General features: G+C 70.1%; 8 protein-coding genes. 6 read left to right on the forward strand and 2 right to left on the reverse strand.

Annotation, left to right across the window (positions count from 1 at the left end; all coding sequences use genetic code 11):
- Positions 1-80: 80 nt before the first annotated feature.
- Positions 81-3071, reverse strand: a complete 2991-nt coding sequence (polA, locus tag K9U40_RS19890; RefSeq protein ID WP_282891857.1) for a DNA polymerase I — start codon at positions 3069-3071, stop codon at positions 81-83.
- Positions 3072-3305: 234 nt separating this feature from the next.
- On the opposite strand from polA, the gene K9U40_RS19895 reads away from it, so the two are divergent.
- The 4 genes from K9U40_RS19895 to K9U40_RS19910 all read left to right on the forward strand — a co-directional run bounded on the left by K9U40_RS19895 (position 3306) and on the right by K9U40_RS19910 (position 5479).
- A complete protein-coding gene (locus K9U40_RS19895) occupies positions 3306-3551 on the forward strand; it encodes a hypothetical protein (RefSeq protein ID WP_282891858.1) in 246 nt (81 codons plus the stop codon).
- 82 nt (positions 3552-3633) lie between these two features.
- Positions 3634-4260 carry an SCO family protein gene (locus tag K9U40_RS19900; protein ID WP_282891859.1) on the forward strand — a complete coding sequence of 209 codons (627 nt, stop codon included), beginning with the start codon at positions 3634-3636 and terminating at the stop codon, positions 4258-4260.
- A 91-nt stretch (positions 4261-4351) separates the two neighbouring features.
- On the forward strand, positions 4352-5053 hold the full coding sequence (locus K9U40_RS19905) for a helix-turn-helix transcriptional regulator (protein ID WP_282891860.1): 702 nt from the start codon (positions 4352-4354) through the stop codon (positions 5051-5053).
- A 51-nt stretch (positions 5054-5104) separates the two neighbouring features.
- Positions 5105-5479 (forward strand): VOC family protein, encoded by a 375-nt coding sequence (locus K9U40_RS19910; RefSeq protein ID WP_282891861.1) that lies wholly within the window; start codon positions 5105-5107, stop codon positions 5477-5479.
- Here K9U40_RS19910 and K9U40_RS19915 read toward each other — a convergent pair.
- On the reverse strand, positions 5455-7491 hold the full coding sequence (locus K9U40_RS19915; protein ID WP_282891862.1) for a glycosyltransferase: 2037 nt from the start codon (positions 7489-7491) through the stop codon (positions 5455-5457). The two genes, K9U40_RS19910 and K9U40_RS19915, sit on opposite strands and share 25 nt — an antisense overlap.
- A 42-nt stretch (positions 7492-7533) precedes the next feature.
- Between K9U40_RS19915 and K9U40_RS19920 the strand changes: the two genes are divergently transcribed.
- Both K9U40_RS19920 and K9U40_RS19925 read left to right on the forward strand, forming a co-directional pair.
- The gene (locus K9U40_RS19920) at positions 7534-8490 is read left to right on the forward strand and encodes a transporter substrate-binding domain-containing protein (protein ID WP_282891863.1); all 957 of its coding nucleotides are present in this window, start codon (positions 7534-7536) and stop codon (positions 8488-8490) included.
- A 98-nt stretch (positions 8491-8588) separates the two neighbouring features.
- A complete protein-coding gene (locus K9U40_RS19925; RefSeq protein WP_282891864.1) occupies positions 8589-10289 on the forward strand; it encodes a lysine--tRNA ligase in 1701 nt (566 codons plus the stop codon).
- Positions 10290-10468 lie beyond the last annotated feature (179 nt).

The following is a 10468-nucleotide window of genomic DNA, read 5'->3' on the forward strand; positions in this document are numbered from 1 at the left end:
CTCCCCAACCCTCCCCCGCAAGCGGGAGAGGGGGCGCGGTGGCTCCAGAACTTGAGTCGGCCGGGACACCGGACGCCCCCTCAGTGCGCCTCTTCCCAGTTCTTCGCGGCGCGTGCGTCCACCTTCAGCGGCACGGCGAGGGTGACGGCGGGCGCGGCGGCGCCCTCCATGGCCTCGCGCACCACGGGGATGGTGGCCTCCGCCTCGGCCTGCGGCACCTCGAACACCAGTTCGTCGTGCACCTGCAGCAGCATGCGGGCGGAGAGCTTCGCCTCAACCAGCGCCGGCTCCATGCGGATCATGGCGCGGCGGATGATGTCCGCCGCCGTGCCCTGGAGGCGCGCATTGATGGCGGCGCGCTCGTTGAAGGCGCGGATGGAGGGGTTCTTGGCCGCGATCTCCGGATAATGGCAGCGCCGGCCGAACAGGGTCTCCACATAGCCGTGCTCGCGGCAGAAGGCCTTGGTCTCCTCCATGTAGTCGCGGATGCCGGGGAAGCGCTCGAAATAGCGCTTGATGTATTGCCCCGCCTCCTCGCGCGGAATGCCCAGCTGGTTGGCGAGGCCGAAGGCCGAGATGCCGTAGATGATGCCGAAATTGATGGCCTTGGCGCGCCGGCGCACCTCGGCCGGCATGTCCTTCACCGGCACGCCGAACATCTCGGACGCGGTCATGGCGTGGATATCCAGCCCCTCGGTGAAGGCATCGCGCAGGGCCGGGATCTCGGCGATCTCGGCGAGCAGCCTGAGCTCGATCTGCGAATAGTCCGCCGAGACCAGAAGGTTGCCGTCTTCCGCCACGAAGGCGCGGCGGATGCGGCGGCCCTCCTCGGTGCGGATGGGGATGTTCTGGAGGTTGGGGTCGGAGGAGGACAGCCGCCCCGTGGTGGTGGCGGCGAGCGCGTAAGAGGTGTGGACGCGCTTCGTCTGCGGGTTCACGAAGTTCGGCAGGGCGTCCGTATAGGTGGAGCGCAGCTTGGAGAGCTGGCGCCATTCCAGGATCTTCTGCGGCAGCTTGTGGCCGGCCTCGGCCAGCTCCTCCAGCGCGGTGGCCTTGGTGGACCACATGCCGGTTGCGGTCTTGGTGCCGCCGGGCAGGCCCATCTTGCCGAACAGGATGTCGCCCATCTGCTTCGGGCTGCCCACGTTCAGCCGCTCGCCGGCCAGCTCCGCGATCTCGTCCTCGATGCGCGCCGCGCCCTGGGCGAACTCGGAGGAGAGGCGCGCCAGCATGGCCTTGTCGATGGAGATGCCCCGGCTCTCCATGCGCGCCAGCACGGCGATGAGCGGGCGCTCCAGGGTCTCGTAGACCGTGGTCTTGCCCTCGGCGGCGAGGCGGGGTTTCAGCACCTGCCACAGGCGCAGGGTCACATCGGCATCCTCGGCGGCATAGTGGGTGGCGGGCTCCAGCGCCACCTTGTCGAAGGTCACCTTGCCCTTGCCCTTGCCGGTCACGTCGGCATAGGCGATGGGCTGGTGGCCGAGATGCAGCACGGACAGTTCGTCCATGCCGTGGCCGTTCTTGCCGGCGTCCAGCGCGTAGGACATGCACATGGTGCAGTCGAAGGGCGCGACGTCGATGCCGTGGCGGGCGAGCACCAGCTGGTCGTATTTCACATTGTGCCCGACCTTCAGGGTGCCCTTGTCCTCCAGCACCGGCCTGAGGGCCGCGATGGCGTCGGCGAGCGGGATTTGGCCCGGCAGCAGCCCCTCGCTGAACAGGCCGTCGCCCGCCCCGGCATGGGCGAGGGGGATGTAGCAGGCCTCGTTGGGCGACAGCGCCAGCGAGACGCCCACGAGGTCCGCCTGCATGGGGTCGAGCGAGTTGGTCTCGGTGTCGAAGGCGACGAGGCCCTGGTCCTGGGCCTTGGCGCACCACGCCTTCAGCTCGGCGAGGTCGAGAACGGTGCGGTAGGCCTTGCGGTCCACCGGGGTGGCGCGACCTTCCTCGGCGCGGGCGCGGGCGAGGTCGGCGGGGTGGAGCGTGCCGTCCATCGCCTTGGCCACTGCCGAGGCCGGGGCGGCTTCGGCTCCGGGGGCGGGCGCTTCCTCCGCCTCGGCGGGGCCGGGGCTGAAGAGGCCGCCCGTGGGCGCAAGCCGGGGATCCGGCTCCACCTCGGCGGCCTCCACCCCATAGGCCTCGGCGACCCGGCGGGTGATGGTGGTGAACTCCATGGCCTTCAGGAAGGCGATGAGCTGCCGGGCGTCGGGCGCCTCCAGCACGAGGTTTTCCAGCGGCACCTCGACGGGCACGTCGCGCACCAGCGTCACCAGCTGCTTGGAGATGCGCGCCGCCTCGGCATTGCCAAGCAGGGATTCCCGCCGCTTGGGCTGCTTGATCTCGCCGGCGCGGGCGAGCAGGGTCTCGAGGTCGCCATACTCGCCGATGAGCTGGGCCGCGGTCTTGATGCCGATGCCGGGCACGCCCGGCACGTTGTCGGTGGAATCGCCGGCCAGCGCCTGCACGTCCGTCACCTTCTCGGGCGGCACGCCGAAATAGTCCAGCACCTCGCCGAGGCCGATGCGCCGCTCCGGCCGCGCCCCGCGCCCGCCGCTCTCGCCGGAGGCGGGGTCGTACATGGCGACCTTGGGGCCAACCATCTGCATCAGGTCCTTGTCGGCGGAGACGATGAGCACGTCCGCCCCCGCCTTCACCGCCTGGTCGGCATAGGTGGCGATGAGGTCGTCGGCCTCGTAGCGCGCCTGCTCCACCGGGATGAGGCCGAAGGCGCGCACCGCCTCGCGCATGAGCGGGAACTGGGGGATCAGTTCTTCCGGCGGATCTGAGCGGTTGGCCTTGTAGTCGGGATAAAGCTCCTTGCGGAAACTATCCTCCGACTTGTCGAAGATGATGGCGAGGTGGGTCGGCCTGATGCCCACGGCCCCGTCGCGCACGAACTGGAACAGCTTGGTGCAGAACAGCCGCACCGCCCCCGTGGGCAGCCGGTCCGAGCGGAAATTGTACTTCCGGTCCTGGTTGATGGACTGGAAATAGGCCCGGAACACGAAGGAGGAGCCATCCACCAGGAACACATGGTCGCCAGGCTGGAGCGGGCGGGGGGAGGGCGACATGGAAGGGTCCTTGGAGCGGTCCGCGCGGGCTGGCGCCCCCGCAAAGGCGCGCACGATGCCCGAGGGGGGCGCCCGGAACAAGAGCGCAGGACCCCGGGGAGCGGTCGCCGGCGCGTCGCCCTGTCACGCAGCGGTGAGCCGGCTGCGGTTGGATTTGCCCCGGCGCCCGCGCTATCTTCCGCTCCGAGCCTGCGGATCCGCCGGCTCGGACCGCCGCCGGGACAGGTAACGATCATGGCCCTCACCCTTCCCCGCCAGATGGACGACAGCGCCGGTCCCGCCGCGCGCCGGCCGGATGCGGGCGGGTCGGAGCCTGCCGGGTCGCGGTTCGGCCGCGGGCCGCTCGGCGTGCGCCTCGCGGTGGCGGGAAGCGTGGCCGTGGCCGTGGCGCTGTTCGCCGCCGCCGCCCTGCTGTGGGCGCGTCACGGTGCCACCGTCTTCTTCGACCTCATGAGCGCGGGCATCGCCGCCTGCCTGTGACCCCTCACTTTCGAGCGCCGCGCCGGTTCCCCGCGGGCGTCGTGGCGGCGCTCCGGAACGCAAAGGCCAGGATCGCCAGCCCATGTCGCAGATCAAGCTGTCGCAACGCACGAAGATCATCGCGCTGTTCTGTGCCTTCGCGGCCGGCGCCCTCGTCATGGTCATCGCCGCCACGTTCCTGATGGGCGGGCCCAGGCCCCAGATCGCCGGCACTGTCACCAGCACCGGCACCGCCGCGGTGGGCGGGCCGTTCCGCCTCGTGGACCAGACCGGCGCGCAGGTCACGGAAGCCGCGCTCAAGGGCAAGCCGAGCCTGATCTTCTTCGGCTTCACCCATTGCCCGGATGTTTGCCCCACCGCCCTGTTCGAGATGTCCGAGATCCTGACCGCCCTCGGCCCCGACGCCGACAAGGCGCAGGTCTTCTTCGTGAGCGTGGATCCCGAGCGGGACACGCCGGAGGCGCTGAAATCCTATCTTTCGAGCTTCGCCCCGCAGATCCGCGGCCTCACCGGCACGCCGGAGGCGGTGGATGCCATCAAGAAGGAATACCGCGTCTATTCCCGCAAGGTGCCGCTGAAGGACGGGGACTACACCATGGACCACACCGCCGTGGTCTATCTCATGGACAAGAACGGCAGCTTCGTCGCCCCGTTCAATTCCAAGCGGCCGCCGGCCGAGGCGGCGGCGGAGCTGAAGCGCTATCTTTGAGGCCTGACGCCGGCCGGACCTGCTGAAAGCTGCGCCCGGACGCGGCACCTGCCGCCCTGAACTGGCCACGGCCGCCCGCAGACGTGTGCTCATGTCCCGTTCCGAACGCCTTTTCGATCTGCTCGACGTCCTGCGTCGCCACCGCCATCCCGTGAGCGGGAGGGTGCTCGCGCAGGAGATCGGCGTCAGCATCCGCACGCTGTATCGTGACATCGCCAGCCTTCAGGCGCAGGGCGCGCACATCGAGGGCGAACCGGGCGTCGGCTATGTGCTGAAGCCGGGGTTCCTCCTGCCGCCCCTCATGTTCACGCTCGAGGAGATCGAAGCGCTGGCGCTGGGGTCACGCTGGGTGGCCGAACGCGCCGACGGCAGGCTCGGCACCGCGGCCCGCAGCGCGCTGACGCGCATCTCGGCGGTGCTTCCGCCCGATCTGCGGGAAGAACTGGAGGCCTCGGCCCTGCTCATCGGTCCCGGCCCGATGATCCCGGGCGAAACGATTGATCCGGCCCTGCTGCGCAAGGCGATCCGGACCGAGCGGAAGCTGCGGCTTGCCTACAGCGATGCCTCTGCCACGCTCTCGCAGCGTGTCGTCTGGCCCTTTGCGCTGGCGTTCTTCGATCAGGTGCGGGTGCTGATCGGCTGGTGCGAGCTGCGCGGCGACTTCCGCAGCTTCCGCACCGACCGCATCCATGAGGCCGAACTGCTCGATGCCCGCTATCCCAGGCGGCGGCAGGCGCTGCTGAAGGCGTGGCGTGACGCTCAGGGCCGGGTGCACGATGCTGCCGGAAACTGACAGGATGGTGCCGTAGGCAGGGCTCCTGATCGACATCGACAGGAGCCAATCGTGACCGAGACCAACAACCTTCTCCTCTATGTTGCTGACCCTGTGGCAAGCGGTCGCTTCTATGCCGGGCTGCTGGGGCGTGAGCCGGTGGAGGTGAGCCCGACCTTCGCGCTGCTGGTGCTGCCCTCGGGGCTTGCGCTCGGCCTGTGGAAAGCAAGCGGCGTCGAGCCGGCGCCCACGGCGTCTGGCGGCGGGAGCGAATTGGGATTCAAGGTGGCGCGCGCCGCCGACGTGGATGCCACCCACGCCGCATGGCTGACGCGTGGGGCGAGGATCGCCCTGCCGCCCACCGATCTCGATTTCGGCCGCAGCTTCCTGGCGCTTGATCCCGATGGCCACCGCCTGCGCGTCTATGCCTTGGCGGCCGCGGCATGAGCGGGGCCGGCCGGGAGCCGCTTCGCAACGCCCATGGACCCGCTCCGGCGTAGCGCGGCTGCCTGCGCCACACGGTGGCGGGCGACACCGTGCTCGGTCTTCTGCCAGTGGTGGGGCCGGCGCAGCAGCTCGACGAGCGCCCGCCATGCCGCCGCCGACAGCAGCATCCAGTAGAAGGGTATGCCCAGCACCACCTTGAGGCCCGGCATGCGGGCGCGCCGCCGCAGCCCCACGAAAGCGGTGGCGGCGGTGCCCGCATAGCCGGCGAACAGGGTGGTGAAGGTGAGGGCGGAGGTGAGCACCTCCGCAAGCGAGCCGCGCGGCAGTCCGATGACGCCGCGCACCAGGTCCGCCAGCAGCAGGGCGACGCAGAACGGATGGACCAGCGCCGCCGCGAACGGGCCGGCGGCGAGCACCAGCAGCGCCAGCGCGGGGCCGGTGCCGAGGTCCTCCATCAGGGCCCGGGGCTGGCGCAGATGGACCAGCAGCGTCTGTGCCCAGCCCTTGAGCCAGCGGGTGCGCTGGCCGAGCCAGGCGCGAGGCGTAACCGGGGCTTCCTCGAAGGTGGTGGACGCGATCACCCGGGTCTGCCAGCCGGCACGGGCGAGGCGGATGCCGAGGTCGGCATCCTCGGTGACGTTGAACGGGTCCCAGCCGCCCACCTCGTCCAGCACCCGGCGGCGGAAATGGTTGGAGGTGCCCCCGAGCAGGATCGGCAGGCCCAGCGCGCTCAGCATGGGCAGCAGCACGTCGAACTGGGCGGCGTATTCGGCGGCGAACGAGGCGGCGATCCAGCTGTCGTCGGCATTGTCGGCGGCAAGGCGCGCCTGCACGCAGGCGACGTTCGGGCCGCCCTGGCGGAAGGCTTCCAGGGCCCGACGCAGCTGGTCCGGCTCCGGCAGGTCCTCCGCGTCATAGACCGCGACGAAGCTGCCGCGCGCCGCCGCGAGCGCCACCGCCAGGGCCTTGGGCTTGGTGCGCGGGCCGATGGCGGGCACCGGCACCTCTTCCATGTGCACTGGCAGGGCGATGGCGGCGATGGCGGCGCGGGTGGCGTCGTCGTCCGCCTCCACCACCAGCTTGATGTCGAGTTTCTCGGGCGGGTAATCAAGCGCGCCGAGGGCGGCCACGAGGTGGGGCACGCTTGCCGCCTCCCGATAGAGCGGCACCAGCACCGAATAGACCGGCAGCTGCCGCACGGGGAGGGCCGGCGTCGGGTCCGCGGGCGGATCGTAGGCGCAGCTGGCGAGGCGGATTGATACCCAGCCGAGAAACACCAGCGAGAGCAATGCCTGGACGAGGAGCAATCCGTGTTCCGGCGCGAGCGCCAGCAGCGCGAGGAACGGCAGGCCTACGGCCAGCGCCACGCGCCCGAGCGCGCGTTTCGTGTCGAGCGTGGCCGCGGATTTCAGCGGGTGACGGGTAGCCAGCCGCGCCGCTGCGGATGCGGCCAGAAGCGGGCCGGCGGCGGCCATCACCTCGCGGCGGAAGGCGCCCGGCTCGGCAAGGCGCACCCGTCCGGCAAGGCCGGGGTCCCGCCGGAGCGCCCGGATCAGCCGCCGCACGTCGCGCCCGCGCGCGGCGAGGGTGAAGCGCGGCCGGGCGCCGTCCGCCGCATCGACGCGCACGCCGGTGCGCAGCATGGCTTCGGCGGTGGCGGCGTCGCCGGGGGCTGAGCCGGATCCCGGAGGGGCGATGGCGAGGCCGAGATGGGCAGCGAGCCGGCCCGTCGCCTCGGCCGGCTCCACGCGCCCGCCGGCAACGAGCACCTGGTCGGCGCCGACGCCGATGTGGCGGGCCCGCAGCGCCGCCGCGTCAAGCTCCGCCTGCGACAGATGGCCGATGAAGGCAAGCAGCTCGGCGGGAAGCGGGGAGGGCGCGTGCGGATCGGCGGCAGACAGGGCTTGCGGTTCCGCGCGGCGGCCGCGCGCATCGCCCTTCTCCGGCGCAATTTGCTCCTCGGCCCGCGGCTTGGCCCACCCCTTGCCGGCGGGCCGCGCATCCCCCACCATGCGCCGCCCCTTCGAGTGCAACCCTAAGGTAAACACGCCGACATGGCCCTACCAGTCCTTTTCGCCCGCCTGCGGGCCTGCGTCGCGGGCTGCGGCCTGGGGAGGCTTTTCTTCGCGGCGCTGGCGCTCGCGATCCTGCCGGCGGCGGCCGGGGCGCAGCAGCCGTCGGGGCCGCCACCCATCTGGGGGCAGAGCGGCGGCGGGACGGGCCGCGGCGGACAGGTGAGCGGCGGCGTCGCGATCCCCAATTTCTGGAACGTGGAACGCCGCCTGGAGCGGCCCGACGCCGCGCGCCTGCCCAAGGAGTTGCGCTTCGTCACCACCGACGACTACCCGCCGTTCAATTTCCTGAACGCGGACGGGGCGCTCTCCGGCTTCAACGTGGATCTCGCCCGCGCCGTCTGCGCCGAGCTGGGCGTGACCTGCGTGCTCCAGACCGCCGCCTTCGACGCCCTGACCGACGCCATCGACCAGGGCCGGGCGGACGCCGCCATCGCCGGCCTGGTGGCGACGCCCCAGTCCCGCACCCTGCTCGACTTCTCCGAACGCTATCTCGGCACGCCGGCCCGCTTTGTCGGCAAAAGGCAGGAGACGCTGGACAGCGCGACGCCGGAGAATGTGGCGGCCAAGAAGGTGGCGGTGGTCGCCCGCACCGCCCATGAGGCCTATCTGCGCTCCTTCTTCAACGAAGCCGGCATCCGCTCCTATCCGGACCTGAAGGCGGCGCAGGAGGCGCTGAAAGGGGGACAGGTGGACCTCCTGTTCGGCGACGGGATCACCCTTGCCCTGTGGCTCAATGGTGTGGACAGCGCCGGTTGCTGTCGCTTCGTGGGCGGCCCCTTCACCGAGAGCCGCTTCTTCGGCGACGGCTTCTCCGTGGCGGTGAAGGAGGGCAACGATACCCTGCGCCACGCCATGGATTTCGCCCTGCAGCGTATCTGGGAGAAGGGCGTCTATACCGACCTGTATCTGCGCTGGTTCCCCATCGGCTTCTATTGAGACGCCGCCGCGCCCGGTCGCAGGCGGTGTTTCGGTGGGCGCGCGTTGACGCAACCGCCCGACATTCCTAAGTTCGCGCTCCATTTTTGGAGCCTGCCATGTCCGCCGCCCCGTCCTCCGTCCCGCCCGGCGCCTCTGCCTCGTCCGCCTTCGCCGATCCGGCCGAGATCGCCGGCGAGCTGAAGCGCGTCGCCGAGACGGCCACGGCCTGGCCGTTCGAGGAAGCGCGCAAGCTGGTGGAGCGGCTGAAGCGCTACCCCAAGGACGAGGTGCTGTTCGAGACCGGCTACGGCCCCTCCGGCCTGCCGCATATCGGCACCTTCGGCGAGGTGGCGCGCACCACCATGGTGCGCCACGCCTTCCGCGTGCTGACGCAGGACAAGGTGAAGACTCGCCTCGTCGCCTTCTCCGACGACATGGACGGCCTGCGCAAGGTGCCGGACAACGTCCCCAACAAGGAGATGCTGCAGAAGGCGCTCGGCCTGCCGCTGACCAAGGTCCCGGACCCGTTCGGCACCCATGACAGCTTCGGCGAGCATAACAATGCCCGCCTGCGCGCGTTTCTCGACGCCTTCGGCTTCCAGTACGAGTTCATGTCGGCCACCGACTGCTACATGTCCGGCCGGTTCGACGCCACGCTGCTGAAGGTGCTGCATCACTACGAGAAGGTGATGAACGTGATGCTGCCCTCCCTGCGCGAGGAGCGGGCGGCATCCTATTCGCCGTTCCTGCCCATCTGCCCGCGCACCGGGCGGGTGCTCCAGGTGCCGATCCTCGAGCACCACGTGAAGCACGGCACCGTTACCTACGAGGACCCGGACACGAAGGAGAAGGTGACGGTCCCGGTCACCGGCGGCGGCTGCAAGCTGCAGTGGAAGCCCGACTGGGCCATGCGCTGGGTGGCTTTGGGCGTCGATTACGAGATGGCGGGCAAGGACCTCATCGATTCCGTCAAGCTCTCCAGCCAGATCGCCAAGGCGCTGGGCGGCGAGCCGCCGGAGGGCTTCAATTACGAGCTGTTCCTTGACGAGAAGGGGCAGAAGATCTCCAAGTCCAAGGGCAACGGCCTCTCCATCGAGGAGTGGCTCACCTACGCCTCGCCGGAGAGCCTCAGCCTGTTCATGTTCCAGTCGCCCCGCTCGGGCAAGCAGCTGTTCTTCGATGTCATCCCGCGCAACGTGGACGATTATTTCGGCTTCCTCGCCAAGTATGAGGAACAGGACTGGAAGCTGCGCTTGGGCAATCCGGTGTGGCACATCCATGGCGGCCTGCCGCCCAAGGTGGAGATGCCGGTTTCCTTCACCATGCTGCTGAATCTCGCCTCCGCCTCCAACACGGAGGACGAGAGCGTGCTGTGGGGCTTCCTCCGCCGCCACGTGCCCGGCGTGTCGGCCGAGACCCATCCCAAGCTCGCCGAGCTGGTGGGTTATGCGGTCAAGTATTTCCACGATTTCGTCAAGCCGAACAAGGTGTTCCGGGCCCCCGACGAGATCGAGCGCGAGGCGCTGGCCAAGCTCGACGCGGCGCTGGCGGCCTTGCCGTCGGGCGCGTCGGCGGACGACATCCAGAACGCGCTCTACGACGTGGCCCGCCCCATCCCGCGCTATCAGGACCTGAAGGCGAAGGGCGCCACCCCGGAGCGCCCGGGCGTGTCCATCGAGTGGTTCAACACCCTCTACCAGGTGCTGCTGGGCCTCGCGCGCGGGCCGCGCTTCGGCTCGTTCGTGGAGATCTACGGCGTGGCGGAGACGCGGGAGCTGATCCGCAAGGCGCTGGCCGGGGAACTGGCGACGGCATAAGGAAACATCATGGCCGGGTGCGCCTCGGCCATCCCGCCTGCTGTCCGTTCAGGCTCCCTTACGCCGGCATCTGGAAGCTCAGCAGCCGGCCCTGTGGGAAGTCGTAGAGCCTGCCGGTTTCCATGAAGCTCGGCAGGCACAGGGGCAGGATGGCGGCGGCGGCGTCCTCGGGGGCGGGC

It is taken from the genome of Xanthobacter autotrophicus, from assembly GCF_030015065.1.
Classification (GTDB): Bacteria; Pseudomonadota; Alphaproteobacteria; order Rhizobiales; family Xanthobacteraceae; genus Xanthobacter; species Xanthobacter autotrophicus_D.